The sequence below is a fragment of the Pseudomonas sp. KBS0707 genome (assembly GCF_005937945.2).
Lineage (GTDB): Bacteria > Pseudomonadota > Gammaproteobacteria > Pseudomonadales > Pseudomonadaceae > Aquipseudomonas > Aquipseudomonas amygdali.
The window spans coordinates 1-15,026 of sequence record NZ_CP041756.1 but is presented as its reverse complement, the minus strand read 5'-3'; the positions used below and the strand labels follow the sequence as shown (position 1 = coordinate 15,026).

The 15,026-nt window shown below is 52.4% G+C and carries 16 protein-coding genes; 3 read left to right on the top strand and 13 right to left on the bottom strand.

What is annotated here, in order from left to right:
- Positions 1-59: 59 nt before the first annotated feature.
- The 3 genes from FFH21_RS29640 to FFH21_RS29630 form a co-directional block, all read right to left on the bottom strand.
- The gene (locus FFH21_RS29640) at positions 60-1,406 is read right to left on the bottom strand and encodes an MFS transporter (RefSeq protein ID WP_081007188.1); all 1,347 of its coding nucleotides are present in this window, start codon (positions 1,404-1,406) and stop codon (positions 60-62) included.
- Positions 1,407-1,442: 36 nt separating this feature from the next.
- The gene (gene lhgO, locus FFH21_RS29635; RefSeq protein ID WP_054073159.1) at positions 1,443-2,639 is read right to left on the bottom strand and encodes an L-2-hydroxyglutarate oxidase; all 1,197 of its coding nucleotides are present in this window, start codon (positions 2,637-2,639) and stop codon (positions 1,443-1,445) included.
- A gap of 63 nt (positions 2,640-2,702) precedes the next feature.
- Positions 2,703-3,404: a FadR/GntR family transcriptional regulator gene (locus FFH21_RS29630; protein WP_054073083.1), complete on the bottom strand. Its 702-nt coding sequence runs from the start codon at positions 3,402-3,404 to the stop codon at positions 2,703-2,705.
- Positions 3,405-3,582: 178 nt separating this feature from the next.
- Here FFH21_RS29630 and FFH21_RS29625 point away from each other — a divergent pair, with 178 nt between their 5' ends.
- Both FFH21_RS29625 and FFH21_RS29620 read left to right on the top strand, forming a co-directional pair.
- Positions 3,583-4,266, top strand: a complete 684-nt coding sequence (locus FFH21_RS29625) for a hypothetical protein (protein ID WP_054073133.1) — start codon at positions 3,583-3,585, stop codon at positions 4,264-4,266.
- A gap of 1 nt (position 4,267) precedes the next feature.
- Positions 4,268-5,218, top strand: coding sequence for a tyrosine-type recombinase/integrase (locus FFH21_RS29620; RefSeq protein WP_054073132.1), 951 nt, complete (start codon positions 4,268-4,270; stop codon positions 5,216-5,218).
- A gap of 835 nt (positions 5,219-6,053) precedes the next feature.
- On the opposite strand, the gene FFH21_RS29615 is transcribed toward FFH21_RS29620, so the two are convergent.
- The 7 genes from FFH21_RS29615 to FFH21_RS29580 form a co-directional block, all read right to left on the bottom strand.
- Positions 6,054-6,695: an SOS response-associated peptidase gene (locus FFH21_RS29615; protein WP_054073131.1), complete on the bottom strand. Its 642-nt coding sequence runs from the start codon at positions 6,693-6,695 to the stop codon at positions 6,054-6,056.
- 258 nt (positions 6,696-6,953) lie between these two features.
- Entirely contained in the window at positions 6,954-7,493 is a 540-nt protein-coding gene (locus FFH21_RS29610) for a hypothetical protein (protein ID WP_054073130.1), read from the bottom strand.
- 394 nt (positions 7,494-7,887) lie between these two features.
- Positions 7,888-8,142 carry a hypothetical protein gene (locus FFH21_RS29600; protein ID WP_054073129.1) on the bottom strand — a complete coding sequence of 85 codons (255 nt, stop codon included), beginning with the start codon at positions 8,140-8,142 and terminating at the stop codon, positions 7,888-7,890.
- 54 nt (positions 8,143-8,196) lie between these two features.
- The gene (locus tag FFH21_RS29595; protein WP_054073128.1) at positions 8,197-8,853 is read right to left on the bottom strand and encodes a hypothetical protein; all 657 of its coding nucleotides are present in this window, start codon (positions 8,851-8,853) and stop codon (positions 8,197-8,199) included.
- Positions 8,854-9,327: 474 nt separating this feature from the next.
- Positions 9,328-9,666, bottom strand: a complete 339-nt coding sequence (locus tag FFH21_RS29590) for a hypothetical protein (protein WP_054073127.1) — start codon at positions 9,664-9,666, stop codon at positions 9,328-9,330.
- Between the two features lie 71 nt (positions 9,667-9,737).
- Positions 9,738-10,028, bottom strand: coding sequence for an addiction module antidote protein (locus FFH21_RS29585; protein WP_054073126.1), 291 nt, complete (start codon positions 10,026-10,028; stop codon positions 9,738-9,740).
- Entirely contained in the window at positions 10,025-10,324 is a 300-nt protein-coding gene (locus FFH21_RS29580) for a type II toxin-antitoxin system RelE/ParE family toxin (protein WP_054073125.1), read from the bottom strand. Before FFH21_RS29580 ends, FFH21_RS29585 begins: the two co-directional genes overlap by 4 nt.
- A gap of 161 nt (positions 10,325-10,485) precedes the next feature.
- Between FFH21_RS29580 and FFH21_RS29575 the strand changes: the two genes are divergently transcribed.
- Positions 10,486-11,520, top strand: coding sequence for an IS110-like element ISPsy16 family transposase (locus FFH21_RS29575; protein ID WP_011168770.1), 1,035 nt, complete (start codon positions 10,486-10,488; stop codon positions 11,518-11,520).
- Between the two features lie 352 nt (positions 11,521-11,872).
- On the opposite strand, the gene FFH21_RS29570 is transcribed toward FFH21_RS29575, so the two are convergent.
- From FFH21_RS29570 to FFH21_RS29560, 3 genes are all read right to left on the bottom strand, one after another.
- Positions 11,873-13,156 (bottom strand): Y-family DNA polymerase, encoded by a 1,284-nt coding sequence (locus FFH21_RS29570; RefSeq protein WP_054073200.1) that lies wholly within the window; start codon positions 13,154-13,156, stop codon positions 11,873-11,875.
- A complete protein-coding gene (locus tag FFH21_RS29565; protein WP_046720382.1) occupies positions 13,149-13,574 on the bottom strand; it encodes a LexA family transcriptional regulator in 426 nt (141 codons plus the stop codon). The genes FFH21_RS29570 and FFH21_RS29565 overlap by 8 nt, the downstream gene beginning before the upstream one ends.
- 138 nt (positions 13,575-13,712) lie before the next feature.
- A complete protein-coding gene (locus FFH21_RS29560; protein ID WP_116831358.1) occupies positions 13,713-15,026 on the bottom strand; it encodes a replication initiation protein in 1,314 nt (437 codons plus the stop codon).

Genomic DNA, 15,026 nt, shown 5'->3' with positions numbered 1-15,026 from the left:
TTTTCTCCACATACTGTGCACACAGAGCCTATGAAAAACATGAAAAAGGGAGCCTTTCTTCAGTTTTTGTAGGTGGAACACTTGCCACCTTGATCGAATGCGCTAGCCACTATTAACAAAACTGCTGATAAAATTAAAATTAACACTACACCATCTGTTGAGTGCGTCGGAGAACTAGAAACTAGCGTTAACGCTCCAAGTGGGGCTAGGCCTCCAGCAATTGCAGTACCAATCTCACGACCTGTACCTACACCTGATGACCTTGTATTTGTAGGAAATTGACGACTTAGAAAAGAGCCTTGTGGGGCAAACATCATGGGAGCAAGTACACCAGTTGCAAAACCGATACCTACATAGATCCACAAATTCTGGCCTGTTTCTAACAGCTGCATGAAAGAGTACGCAAAAACTGCCGAAAAAGCCCCCCCTGCCATCAACACTTTTTTACTGCTCCAACGATCACATAAAGCACCAAAGCAAGGTACCGCGAAGATGGCTATTAGACTAGCAATGGTCACAGCAAGAGACGTGGTGTTTGCAGACATCCCCTTGTACAAGGTGAGATAGGCAAGTGAAAAAGTCTTAAATATATAACTTAATGCGTTGTACCCGATTGCTACAAGAAGCACGACGATGAGACCTTTAAAGTCTTTCTTAAGCAAAGTCAGCAAAGGCGCTTTTTCTATCCCGGAGTTGGAGGTGGCCTGTGATTTGTTCTCTTCACTAATCTCCTGGAATGCAATCGTTTCAGGAATGCTTCTGCGCACCCACAATCCCACCATCACCAGAACGATACTGGCTATAAATGGTATTCTCCATCCTCCAGCAAGCAAGAACTCTTCACCTTGCATCGTCAGAAGATAGACCGTCAGCGACGATAAAAGCAGACCCAGATTCAACCCCAGAGCGGGCCACGCGCCCTGGCTTCCGCGCTTGTTCTCTTCTGCATGCTCATACGCCGTCACAGCTGCTGCGGCGAGCTCAGCGCCTGCACCCAACCCCTGGAGGATGCGGATGAATACCAACGTTATTGGTGCCCAGATACCCAGGGTGGTATAGCCAGGAATTAGACCGATAAGAGTGGTACAAACCCCCATGAGACAAAAGGTTACTATCAACATTCTTTTGCGACCAAATTTGTCCCCTAAGTGTCCGAACAAAACCCCTCCAAAAGGGCGAGCTATAAAGCCTATTGCAAATGTCGAGAACGATAATAGCGTGGCATTTTGCGCATCCACTGGATTAAAGAAAACTTTGGAGAATACCGTGGCAGCCATCAATGCATATAAATAAAAATCGTACCACTCCAGCATGGAGCCTACAATGGTTGCCGCAGCAACTTTTCGCAATCGAACTTTTCGCTGTGCTGGGCTTTCATCACCCATAAACTTAGTATTTTTATTCATGGTCGCGTCCATTCATTTTAGTCTGATTTGTATCAATTAGATTCCAGTACCGCTTAACTTGGAAACTATCATTTCGGCAATCGGCATAGCAGATGTTGCAGCAGGTGATGGCGCATTACAAACATGTAGCATTCTTGGAGTTTGTACAAACAAAAAGTCTTGTACAAAATTTCCTTTTTTAGTTACTGCCTGTGCACGTATTCCAGCCTCTAATGGCTGCAAGTCCTCAAGAGTGAGCGAAGGATAATAACGACGACATTGCTCTAAATAGCTTTTTTTGCAAACAGTGTTTCTAATCTCACTTAAGCCAGAGCTTAAGTTCTTACCGAGAAGCTTCCAAAATCCCGAGTATGACCCATACTGCAAGACATCCCGCGCATTGAATGCAAGCTTCGCATAACCCTCACGGGACAATCCCAGTACAGCATTGGGACCTACAGTAACTCCTCCGTCTATCATTCGAGTCAAATGAATGCCAAGAAAAGGTAGCCCCACCTCTGGCACTGGGTAAATTAGGTGGTTGATGCTATTGTTTTTTTCTGGCGGTAGACGGAAGTATTCACCACGAAAAGGTATAATTTGGAAGTCAACATTTAGACCCGCCAAAGCTGCCAAGCGATCTGATTGCAAGCCTGCACATACAACTAGTTTCTTCGCGCTCCATGTTGTTTTATCCGAAGAAATTGATACATGACTTGCATGCTCTTGTATGGCAATTATCTTTTGTTCAAGTTCTAGCTTTCCACCTTTCTTTTCTATCAGATTAGCCATGACACTGGAAACTATTCGATAGTCTACAATACCGGTACTGTCTACAAACAGTGCACCTAAACCTGTGATATTGGGTTCGCGCCTACTGAGCTCCGAAGCATCAAGTCTTGCAACATTAAGACCATTTTTTCGAGCCCTTTCTTCCAACTTACTGAGCAGTGAATATTGCCGAGTGTTAGATGCGACCAGCATTTTTCCGCAGACTTCAAACGGAATCTTATGTTCTGTACAAAATGATTTCGTCAGCTCTGCGCCTCGCTTGCACAGTGTGGCTTTTAAGCTGCCGGGATCGTAGTAGACCCCAGCATGGATGACGCCGCTATTGTGGCCAGTCTGGTGCTTAGCTATAGCGGTCTCTTTCTCTATAAGCACGAGCGACGCGCCAGGGTGAATCTCAAGCAGTTGCAAGGCTGTGGCCAGTCCTACAATCCCCCCCCCGATCACGCAGAAATCGTAAATCATAAATGCCCTATATGTCAGGTTGTCTGACAACTAATTGGAGTTGCAAATGATGCACTCATTGCCCTACTCCGCCACGTCAATATTGAGCCGAAGTGCGGCAGCCTTCAAATGCAAACGAGCACAGTGGGCAGCTTCAGCCGAGTTTCGTTTTTCGATTGCATGGTAGATTTCACGGTGCTCACGGATAGCACCGCTTGGCCCAACAGCAAGCCTTGAAGAGTTTTCCCAAGCCAAGAAACGGGCCTGGACTAACTGACTGCCTAGGAAATCATGGAATGCTGCTAGGTACTCATTTTTGCACGCGGCTACGATGGCACTGTGAAAATCCACATCCGCTTGAGAAGAGATGGTGAAATCGCCTGCTTTACTTTCCATCAACGACATTGCGTCTGACAGCCGCTCCAGATCTGGGGTTGTACGCCGCTGCGCAGCTATTGAAGCTGCTTGTATCTCAACCCATGAACGCAGCTCAAAAAGTTTAGCCAAATCCGCCGGATGACTCTCGTTGCTTGGCAGCCGAAAAACGGTTCCACACGGTGTTTGAGAAACATATGAACCACTGCCTCGGCGAATCACTAATATGCCATCAGCCTTGAGCTGCGAAATAGCTTCTCGCACTACTGACCGACTCACACTGAACTGATCAGCTAACTCATGCTCGGTGGGCAACTTCGTGTCTGCTGGTAGCGCCCCGCTCGCAATTTCTCTGCGAATTGCAGAGACAACGCTTTCAACGAGCGAATGAGGGCGTGAAATATTAAACATAGATGCATGGGTCCGGTTGTCTGACAATCAGGCTAGTGAAAACAGGATCCAATTACTATCCTTGCCGACGAATGGTCACCGATTCATGTCCCTGATTAACCGGGCACAACAGGCCAACAATTACAAAAGAAAGTGGTGATAAAATAGGTTATCAACACTTTTTGGCGAGGAGCTGTCGGTGGATAATCCAGAGCTGACCAAGATCAATTACATCACTCGCGTTGACTCATTGGTTGAGACCTATGCCGAAATGGCCGAGCAAGCATTCGGGTGTTTTCTGGATGAGGCCATCGATCCGGCTGCCCTGGCGGGCTACAGCGTTTTCGACGATCCCGATGGACTGATGGAAAAATATGAACGACGCCGAGCCGCCGGCATTAAGACCATCGTGTTTGCCGCAATGGCCATCGAGGCGGCGGCATTTGAATACGCGGCGATGAGCCTGGGTGACCAAATGGCCAAAAAGCTCGACAAGATGGACCTTGAGGGCAAATGGATGATTGCGACCCGCCTGGCTTGCGGACAGTCGTTTCAGATCAATAGTCCCGCCATCAATGGCCTCAACAGCCTGGTACGCGCGCGCAATGCTTTGGTGCATCACAAGTCCAAACCGGATGACAGCGAAGGAAAGTCGGTGGAGAGAATGATGAAGCAATGGGCCGACTTTGAAAAAGATCAGGTACCTAACGCCTTCAAGACCCTGGTACTGCTCTCGCTTGAACTGGATGCGTTGCCAAACAGCATTATTGGAACCCTCCCCTACTACGGCAAAGACCCATTCCACGATTATCCGCGCCATCCTGGCGTCAATGCGGTAATTGAACGTTGCCGCATGATTCATAGCAACGTGAAAGGAGCTTGAAGTGTCAGATCTAATCCTTTCCGGCGAACGCAGGCTGACAGCCGCCGAGTTCCAGCAGTTGGCCAGTGTGCCAGCGGCGGCGGAGTGGTTCGCCAATATCGACAACCCGCGCACGCGTCGTGCGTACCAAAATGACCTGGAGGACTTCTGCAGCTTTGTCGGTCTGGCCAGCGCCGAGGAATTTCGCGCTGTAACCCGCTCTCACGTTTTAGCCTGGCGCGCACAGCTGGAGCTGCGAGGCCTGGCCGGTGCCACGATCCGGCGCAAACTGGCGGCGCTGGCCAGCTTGTTCGATCATCTCCTGGAGAACAATGCGGTCGCTGGCGGCAATCCCGTGCATGGCGTCAAACGTCCTCGCGTCGAGAGCAATGAAGGCAAGACACCGGCCCTTGGTGATCACCAGGCTAAGCAGCTGCTCGATGCTCCGGACACTAAAACGCTCAAGGGTCAGCGCGACCGGGCCATTTTGGCCGTGCTGCTGTATCACGGCCTGCGTCGGGAGGAAGCGGCGCAACTGAAGACCGGCGATCTGCAGGAGCGACGAGGCATCAAACACCTGCGGGTGCATGGCAAAGGCAGCAAGATCCGCTTTCTGCCGCTCCATCCAGTGGCCGCCGAGCGTATTTATGCGTATCTAGAACGGGATGTTGAACGAGACGCTGCGCCAGGTCCGCTGTTTCGCTCGATGCGTGGGACCACCACCGGTGCTGGTATCACAGCGAACGGCCTTTACACCATTGTTGCGCAGTGGGCACGCGTGGCAGGCATCGAGGTCGAGCGATTGGGTGTGCATGGTTTGCGAGCTACAGCGGCAACCAATGCGCTGGAGCATGATGCGGATATCGCCAAGGTACAGATGTGGCTTGGCCATGCCAACATCAGTACCACGCGGCTATACGATAGGCGCGGCCACCGGCCAGAGGATTCACCGACTTTTAAAGTGAAGTACTGAGACGAGCGCTAGTGAAAGGTTCTGTTACTGATCACCTAGATAAACTCAGGCAAGCCCATCCAGCGCTCATAGAGAAGCCATGTGTGCGTGGGCGGACTTTCGGCTTTCCAATACGAGAAGCGCTATTGATGGCTCATAGTATTGACCGTTCGTCGGAAAAAAGCATTCAACGATTAGTTGACTGCTGACACCCTAGCAACACTTACAAAAAAACTGCGAAAACGAACTCCCTGGCCACCGACGAACGGGTGAGGCTCAATGATTCTGAGGGGTACAGTGGGGAATACTTTTAATGCATATCATCCCACGATGTACCTTTTGCAAATTTTCACTCAGAAACGACGAGGCCCGCAAACTGCGGGCCTCACGGCGTTTTGAACTCATCCACACGTAGCGCTCAGCGAACTTCTTCCTTCGTTGCAAAGCGATTGGTAACATGCAGGGCAAGACGAAACGCAATACTTCTTTTGACTTGGCGGTTAAAGGGTATTGCGGGATGACACTGCCGTCAACTTTAAGGCTTTGTGCTGTCCGCCTCGTTGATACCCTCGCTCGATCTGGGCGAGCCCTTTAACGCATGAGGTTTACTCTATGAAAGCAGTTTTCGAACGGTTTCTGCCGTCTGAACTGATTCGCGCGCTGCAAGCGGCTTACTGGTCCATTCGCTTGTATCGCGTGATACAGGAATTCTAAGGACTAGCCGCACCAGAGAAGAAACGGGAGCCTTGGCTCCCGTTTTTGACTCTCCAAAACAACGGCTAGCAGTTACCTGGTACTGCCATAGGCCCAATCAAAGGCAGGTGGTGCAGCGAATTTCCTATCCAGGTAAGGCTCATCACATGTCCACAATCAGCCGATCTGCCGGGTACTGGTTCATAAACGCCGCGCTCTGCTCTGGCCGCGCAGTCAACCAGTCCGCATACGAGCCCTTGGGCAAAATAACTACCATGCGCTTTTCATCCATGGGCTTGTGGTACGCCTTCATGAAGTCGTGATCATCTGCATTCACGGTCAGCATGGTGTAGCTGTGCAGGATCTGGTCGGTGGACGGATCGCGCCACTGCTCCCACAACCCAGCAATGCCCAGCAGCTCGCCGTCTGCACGCGCTATACGCGTGGCAATTGCCTTGCCTGATCGCCAGTCCGGCTCGTAGATGGCCACAGCTGGGATAATGCAGTGTTGCGCCTGGTGCCATGCATGTCGAAACGAAGGTTTCTCGGCCACTGTCTCTGATCGAGCATTGTATGTACGTTTTGCAAACTTGCTGTCCTTGCTCCAGGACGGGATCAATCCAAAAGAGCCGGTCAGCACCTCCATGGGTGCGGGAGAATCGTTGTCATCTGCACGGCCGTCTGGGCGGCGCAGGAATGGGCCGATGTAGCCCGGCCATAGATCGAGCCTGCCCTGGTCGAACAGCTCGACCCCAAACGCTTCAGCGACCTGGTGGGGTGACGGTGCTTCGTAATGGCTGCACATAGAGCCTCACTGGAACGTGTAAATGTCCTAATGGGAGGCCCTGCCCTGCCCCTGCGTTCCAATTATTCGACTCTACAGACGCTGACCCTTTAGAAGCCCACTGGCGCAACACAGATGGGAGGTTAGCTGCCACCACTCATAAAAAAGGCCCCTACGCTAGTGTCGAGCGAAGGGGCCAATTTGAAATCGTACCTGTTATGGATATTTCAGCAGCTTACCGGCCTTGAAAGGCACTGACACTTTCATACTGTCGGCACATTAGACCTCAAGTGAGGGGTTAACGGCCTGCTCGGCCTGCAGGATAGTTTGATGCATGCGATTGATGTGCTCGACAGCGGTGTGGCCTTGGGCCAGATGATAGACAAAAATCTCGCTCGTCTTGGTGAACCGATGGCCTATGCGCACGGTGTACGAACGGAACATCCAGCTGAAAAACCCCGTGTAGTACATGGCATCTTCAATGTCGCGCCATTTGACTCCGCGAACCCCTTTGCTCCAAGGCAAAATCCCTCGAAAAATCCATACGCCAATATCATCTGTGTAGAGGCGAACACTTTTGAGGAAAAGTATCCTGTAGATACCTATAGCCAGCGAGACCACCAATACGAACACGCTGAACGTAATGCCAATCTTAAAAGCCGAATCAGATTGAGCATTATGTGTCGTCCACGAGCCGATGCCTAACGACACAGCAATCAAAAAAATTGACGTCATGATCACGTTGGCATATGCAAGCCAGGACAATCTGTAGACCACGTGCGCCGGGGTGTCGCGGGTAGGGTGTTCATATCCATTCACGGTGCTAGCTCCTTAAATACGTCTGTTGGTTGAGAGATAACGGTCTCATACGACTACCCCTTGTTTCATTCCTTGAACGCTATCGAGCCACCTCGTTAGGGCTTCTGCCACGCATGGCGGAGCCATATGGCCAGCGAATTCTCTCAGTAGATGCAAATATTTTGGGTCTGAAAGCTGACTTAAGTGCAGGTTACGTACTGTGTTATATTCTCGCTCGGACATCATCTTCTCTCACAGGTTGGTTTTGTTCACGCTGGGGGATGGTTACAGCCATTCCCCAGCATCATTTAAACTGATTCGATTTCCCCCTCCTACAAATCCGCTCGAACGCTGAATGCTTCAGTTGACGCAATGACGCAATGACTATTTGACGCATTCTTCGCTTTCCGTGAAGCTATTGGGCAGCTCCGGCTCTATTCATAAATTCTTCTAGTGCCTGCATAGTGACTTTCTTGACGCTGACTCTGTGGTCCAAAGCAAATTGGTCTACACGCCTTTTAAAATCATCTGGGACGCGCAGATTCATAGGCACGTCTTTTTTGGCTTCTGGTTTTTCGGTGTTGTTACCAACAACCGTTGATAGGTCGTCGCTGCGGGGTGGCGTGCCTTTGCCTGTTACTCGTGAAGGCGGCTTAGGAATGTTAACCATTTGAACTCCTTACTAGCGTTAAAGCGTCAAAGCGTCAAAGCGTCAAATGACGCTTTAGTCATTTTCCGACAAAGAGCTTACGCGGTCAACAATTGATTGGACCAAACGATCTGCCTGTTCTCGAAGCCCTTTGTGAGAAACTTCGGTCACGGAAAATCCAGAGTCATGGGCACGGCGATACAACACCTTTTCATACAGCGTGCCAGCGAGTAAATGATATGGTGTTGCAGAGAGATACGAGCGAGCCTCCACAATTTCTTTGTCACTGTCGCCTCCACGAACCAATGCCAAAGCGATTCGGTCAGGTGAAATACCGTGTTTATCCACCAATTTGTTAGCCAGTCGAACGGTAGGGGTTAGGTCATCAAGGCTGAGACCGGTCGGAAGAATCATAAGATCAACTGATTTACCCATGTCGACCGTACCGGCAGTCGCTTGAGGGCCACCATCAAATATAAGTAAATCTACGTCATCTGAGCTGGAAGCCTTGAGAGCTTGGTTAAAAGTGCCAAACGTCTCCACCCTTATTATGGGCTCAATCCCAGCTTTCATACGGCGCAGGTTCCAGTCGTGACACGTGGATTGGTCAATATCCAAGTCACAGATTTTGACTGTCCAGCCAGCTGATGCATATGTCGTAGCAAGAGCGCGGGCAATGGCGCTTTTGTAAACGCCCCCTTTTTGAGATGCCGTACCGATACGAAGTGCCATACCGTCTCCAGTCAAGTTCCGTGCGTTATTGCGTTATTGCGTCAATTAACGCAGGAGATCTTAGCCCTCATTCGTTGCACACGCAAGAGAATTTTAACGCTTTAACGCTTTAACGCTTTAACGCTTTAACGCTTTAACGCTTTAACGCAAAATGGTCCGTATATGTACTTGGGAAGGCCAAAGAGAAACCGTCAATGAAGGCTTCAAAGGACCTACTGACAAGGGCAGCGCGGGAGTAAACCCATCACGTTTCATTTAACGTGGCAGGCTTGGAAGAAAATTTAATCCCCACCTAGAAAGTGGGGTCAAATTTCATCAGGTCAACGAGAACTGTCCGGTGCCGTATGGGTGGGTACCCAAGTTGAGTTAGGACGGATGGTAGGAGGCAAGCGGGTATTGTCGGGAACTGTAGGGGGCAATGGCAACGTAGCCAAGCGATTGGATCTACGCTACTTCAACGACAACACAGAAGGCTTACTCGCTTTCCAGACGTTCCCATTCTCTCGAATACTGCTCAGTCTCGTTGATGCAATTCTCACAGAGAACGCTTTCGTAGTAGCGTTCTTGCTCCAATGCTGTTGCAAACTCTTGACCTTCAAGGATTACATGGCACTCATTGTGATGACCACCTGGATTCGTCACACCCTCACATTTTTTCGTGAGAAGACGTGCAATCACAGACTGTTGTGGTGCGCTTAGACTATCAAAACCTTTGTCCACGGCTAGCTGAGCTATTCCGCTGACCTTAGCGTCTTCGTTATGTAGGTGGTCATTTTGAAGCAATTGCTTCAAAACCTCGGTTTCTCCACTCATTGGTTTCTCCTCAGATGATGCTCCATATGTGGAATAACTATATCACCAAGGGGTTAAAATTTAACGTGTTCTTACTGCGTATGCGGTCGAGCGGTCAAATCAACTCCTAGCGCTCGCATCACCACCAGCATGGTCTTCAGCGTAGGATTCCCGCGTTCACTGAACGACTTGTAAAGCTGCTCTCTAGCCAACCCCGTCTCATTGGCAAGCTCTGTCATGCCCTTAGCGCGAGCAACCACACCCATAGCTTTGGCGATATAGGCAGCATCTCCAGTGTCCAGAGCATCTGCGATGAACACGGCTATTGCCTCTGGGCCATCCAGCGCTTGCGCAGGATCGTAGTCATAAATTGGATCGGTCATTGCGGCCTCCACTCATTTGCTAGGCGTTTCGCCATTTCTATGTCCCTGGACTGGCTGCTCTTGTCTCCACCACACAGCAGGATAACGATCTCCATCCCGCGCTGTTGAAAGTAAACTCGATAGCCTGGGCCGTAGTGAATTCTCAACTCGCTCACACCTTGGCCGACTGGTGACACGTCCCCAGGTAGACCATTAGCCAGGCGAAAAATGCGTGCAGCAATTGCGGCCTTTGCCCGCTGATCCTTCAGCTTGCTTTCCCAGCTCATGAACGTAGCGGTTTGTTTAATTTCAATCATAAGCTAAGTGTAGTTTATAAATCACATAAAACCAACAGGACCCGCCCTTAGCGAATGAAAGGGACTTCCCCGTCCCAAGGGCGCGGCGAAAGTCGCGAATCGGCATCGAAGTGCCATGATGAAGTGTCAAACCTGCATCAAAACCACAGGAGGGGAAGTCCATGCCAATTATTACCGTGGGAATCGATCTAGCCAAGGCCGTATTCGCCGTTCACGGCATCGATGAGGCTGGTAAAGCCACCTTGGTGAAGCCCAAGGTTGCGCGGGATCAACTGGTGCCATTGATCGCCCAGTTGCCCCCGTGCTTGATTGGTATGGAGGCTTGCTCAGGCGCTCATCATTGGGCGAGGGTGTTCGCCGAGCACGGCCATACGGTCAAGTTGATGGCTCCTAAACTCGTTTCGCCTTATCGAATGTCGGGTAAGCGCGGCAAGAACGATGCCGCAGATGCGGCCGCGATCTGTGAGGCAGTGACCCGACCCAGCATGCGGTTTGTCCCTGTTAAAGACGAGCATCAGCAGGCCACTCTTTGCCTTCATCGAACCCGCCAGGGATTCATCGAAGAACGCACCTCTACGTACAACCGACTGCGCGGATTACTTTCTGAATTCGGCGTGGTCCTGCCACAAAGCCCAGAGCGATTGAGAAAAGAGATTGGTCCCTGTCTGGACACCTTGCCTGGCTGGGCAAGACGGTGCATGAGTGAACTGTTGGAGCACACCAGCCATATCGAGGATCGGCTGGTGGAACTTGATCGAGCCATCAATCAGATCGCTCGCGAAGATGATCGTAGCCGTAGGCTGCTGCAATTGCGTGGGGTTGGCTCGACCACTGCAAGTGCTTTAGTGGCCAGTATTGGAGATGGGCACGACTTCAGAAACGGACGCCAAGTGGCTGCCTGGCTCGGTTTGACGCCAGGCCAATACAGTAGCGGCGGCAAGCAGCGCCTGGGGAGTATCACCAAAGCCGGGGATGCCTATTTACGCAGTCTACTGGTGCTTGGAGCTCGATCTGTCATGGCCAACCTGGGCGATAAGCAAGACCCTCTCAGTCGCTGGATCCGCAACCTCATAGAGCGACGGGGTTACTGGCGTGCGGCCGTGGCGATTGCCGCCAAGAATGCGAGGATGGCCTGGGCCGTTCTGCATTACGGCGACACGTTCAAGCCTGAACAGGCAGAACCAACGGGCGCGTAAACACCAGAGGTCATGACTGATCACCTTGTAAGGCGTTAGGGCGAGGATCATGAGCGGATAAAAGGATCAATGTGCACTGCCGTCGTTGATGTGAAGCGGGTTGGACCTGCGTGGGGGATACCTGAAAAATCGTATGGGAAATTCAGTCCCGGTTAGCGAACGAGGCCCTCACGTGCGTCTTTCATCAGGGTCCGAGCGATCAGCTCAAGATGACCGTTTGTAGTACCGCAGTCCTTCACCTTCTTACGTCGATCCGGCATATGCAGCTGAGTCAAACAGCAACTATTGGGCTTGTGCTCAATGGGGAAGCCCTTGTAGTACGATTTTTTCCGTTTTCTTTAGCGACCATTGATCATTTGGCCTTTACAACCCACAGCTGATCTAGTCGTGTCGTATAGCTCTGGCTCATCTGCTCACGGCGCATGCCCCAATCTGGAACGACTGGCACTGACCCTGTACGCAGCGTCCCACGTCCCCACTTTCCGTTAATTGAATCCAAAGCAGCCATGAGCCGGTCTGAACTCATCGGCTGGCTGGCAGCAAACAGGTCATCGGTAAACTCGCCTGGCTGACAGAGATCCATCAGCAGCACTTCCGCTTTGCTGTACCTGAAGCCTGGTCGAAAAATCCGCGAAACCGCCTCGGTGGCGTACTGAGTCATCAGCCGCACATCGTTAGTGGGGTAGGGGAGTTGCACCAGTGCGCCGTTTGCGTACTTGGCTTCGTCTGGGTTGAACATGCCGGTGCGGATGCTGACCCTGATCTTTTTGCACACGGAACCCTGGGCTCTCAGCTTCTCAGAGGCGCGCATCATGTAGGTGGCCACCGCCTCTTTGATCGGACCCAGCTCGGTCAATCGCTTGCCGAACATTCTGCTGCAACAAATCTCCTGCCGTGGCGGTTCAACTTCGTCCAGCTCCAGGCATGCAGTACCCGCCAGCTCGCGTGCCGTTTTCTCGACTACGACGCTGAACGTTTTGCGCAGCATCCAGGAATCGGCCATAGCCAGGTCCTTGGCCGACAGGATCTGCATGCCCTCCAGGTGGGCTTTCATTTTTCGACCGATGCCCCAGACCTCCCCGACAGAGGTATTGCGCAGCACCCAATCACGTTTCACAGGGTCGCAGATGTCCACGACCCCACCCGTATGCGCTTGCAGCCGTTTGGCGGTGTGATTGGCCAGCTTGGCCAGCGTTTTGGTGGGTGCGATCCCCACACCCACCGGGATACCGGTGCAGCGGTAGACTTTTGATCGAATCGATCTTCCCAGCTCGGTCAAATTGCCAGGCATGCCGGAGAGGTCTACGAACGCTTCATCGATGCTATAAACCTCAACGGCTGGGACCATGGATTCGATGATGGCCATCACACGCTGGCTTAAGTCGCCATAAAGCGCAAAATTGCTGCTGAACGACTGGATGCCGTGACGACGCAGCACGTCTTTGATCTGGAAATAAGGCGCGCCCATCTTCACGTAAGGTTTTGCATCGTAGCTGCGGGCAATAACACAGCCATCGTTGTTGCTGAGAACTACGATAGGGACCTTAGCCAGGTCAGGTCGAAATACGCGCTCACAGCTCGCGTAAAACGAGTTGCAATCAACCAGGCCAAACACCGGCGTGGGCTTCTTATTCAAAACTGGTCACGCCATGTCTCACAACGCCCCATATCGACAGTTCTTCTCCCTCCAGTACATGCCGAGGCGGATAAGCGGGGTTGGCTGACTTCAGCACGACATGATCACCCTGCAGGATGAGAATCTTGCACAGAGGCTCATTGTTCAGCGCCGCAATCACAATGCTGCCACTGGACGGCTTTCGGGATCGATCCACCACGACCAGGCTGTCATGAAAAATCTTCGCCCCCTCCATGCTGTCGCCATCGATCTTGGCCACGTAGATGTGAGGCGCACGCAAATCCATCAACCGGTCGAATGAAAAATCCTGTTCGATGTGGTCCGCCGCTGGATTGGGAAAACCAGCAGGGATTTTAAAGGTGTAAAGGGGTATGACCTTTCCGGACCCGCACAACCGACCGAGTATTTTGACGTTCATGATGCAAACCTGGCTGGGAACAGAGTTAACTGTATGAACGTACAGTTAACGTCTCGCAGACTCAGCACGTCAACTCAAGCCGACCAACAGCACACAAAGCAGTCGCTGCACGCACTGTGTTCATAGGCACACTCCCCATCATGAACCATCCTCATGTTCTGTTTTTAAGGGCTCCACGGCTTGCGGCCCCTGCGGAACCGCAGATATCTGATGTACACCGGATTGCACACTCAAGGTGCGGCCATCAGCAGGCTGACCTACAGGGGCCTGAACGGGTGGGTTCGCGGGTGAACGATCCTGCCTAGGTGGTACGGACACCGCCTTACTGCTGGCGCTGAGAACGCTCACAGTGGCCGGTCGGGAGACTTCCGTGAGGATGTGCGCGTAGCTGGCCACCGTTCTCACCGAAACGCCGGCGAGCGAGGCAATGGCAGAACGCACCAGTGCTTTGCCCTGGTCTTGAAGCTGCCGGCACGCGGCCCGGATTTTCGATTCTGTGGCTTTGTGCCGCAGCTCATTAGTGCGCTTGGCAGCCAGGCTCTGCCGTTCGGTGAGCGACAAGCTGCCATCGAGCTGCATGGCCCCTCGGTGGCAACGGCGATCACCGGTGTAGCGATCCCACGTCCACCGGCCTACGGATTTGACCGTGGCGCGTATCGACGACAGCGGCAGGTTTTCCGAAAACCCCTGCTTTAGAAAGCTGTTGTGGTTGTAGGCATACGCATCGAGCGAGCGCATGAACGACTCGAACGAACCCAGCTCGCGCTCGCGATTGACGATGCTGTACGCAAAATAACGCAGCTGCTCGAACAGGATGCAGTGGCGCGAATGGCTGACCTGGTCAAGCTTGGGACCGGTGGCCCACGGTTTGACCGTCAACTCCACTGCGCTCGCCAGTTCGCCCAGTTCGTACACGTGGCTGTGGAATTCGGTCGTCTCCCACCAAGGGTGACCCGGTGTTTTGGCGACAGGGCCACCGTGATAGTCCACGTCCGCGTCGAGGCGAGCGGCAAACGCGGCATAGATCGCCTTCATGTACTGAATCGGCTTGGCCCGTGCGCTCTCGGTGGTGCACACAGACGGCACGGCATAGAACAGCTGGGAATGGCCGCTTTTGCGGTTGCGCACCATCAGGTTCGGCGCAGGTAAGCCGGCATCGTCCCAGGCCAAGGCGTTGGCATGGTCCAGGTCGAACACCAGCCAGGACACCATGCCAGGACGATTGACCTGCATGTAGGGGTAACGCAGCGCGTATTCACGAGGACGAACGCGGGTCGCGGTTTTGTCGTCGCTGCACCGCGCCAGGTACGGCGCTTCCAGCAGCAACCGGTTGAGCGCAGTGCCGTCTTCGAAGAAACGGGCCGGTGGCATGTGGGTGCTGCTGGCCAGCGGATCGGCGTTAGCCGTCTGCGGGAGCGCACTGAAGAGACTGATTACCTGGTCGTGGCTCAT

Coding starts and splice junctions, on each gene's coding strand:
- FFH21_RS29640 (WP_081007188.1), bottom strand. CDS start 1,406: ATGAATAAAAATACTAAGTTTATGGGTGATGAAAGCCCAGCACAGCGA.
- lhgO (WP_054073159.1), bottom strand. CDS start 2,639: ATGATTTACGATTTCTGCGTGATCGGGGGGGGGATTGTAGGACTGGCC.
- FFH21_RS29630 (WP_054073083.1), bottom strand. CDS start 3,404: ATGTTTAATATTTCACGCCCTCATTCGCTCGTTGAAAGCGTTGTCTCT.
- FFH21_RS29615 (WP_054073131.1), bottom strand. CDS start 6,695: ATGTGCAGCCATTACGAAGCACCGTCACCCCACCAGGTCGCTGAAGCG.
- FFH21_RS29600 (WP_054073129.1), bottom strand. CDS start 8,142: ATGGTTAACATTCCTAAGCCGCCTTCACGAGTAACAGGCAAAGGCACG.
- FFH21_RS29595 (WP_054073128.1), bottom strand. CDS start 8,853: ATGGCACTTCGTATCGGTACGGCATCTCAAAAAGGGGGCGTTTACAAA.
- FFH21_RS29590 (WP_054073127.1), bottom strand. CDS start 9,666: ATGAGTGGAGAAACCGAGGTTTTGAAGCAATTGCTTCAAAATGACCAC.
- FFH21_RS29585 (WP_054073126.1), bottom strand. CDS start 10,028: ATGACCGATCCAATTTATGACTACGATCCTGCGCAAGCGCTGGATGGC.
- FFH21_RS29580 (WP_054073125.1), bottom strand. CDS start 10,324: ATGATTGAAATTAAACAAACCGCTACGTTCATGAGCTGGGAAAGCAAG.
- FFH21_RS29575 (WP_011168770.1), top strand. CDS start 10,486: ATGCCAATTATTACCGTGGGAATCGATCTAGCCAAGGCCGTATTCGCC.
- FFH21_RS29565 (WP_046720382.1), bottom strand. CDS start 13,574: ATGAACGTCAAAATACTCGGTCGGTTGTGCGGGTCCGGAAAGGTCATA.
- FFH21_RS29560 (WP_116831358.1), bottom strand. CDS start 15,026: ATGAGCCACGACCAGGTAATCAGTCTCTTCAGTGCGCTCCCGCAGACG.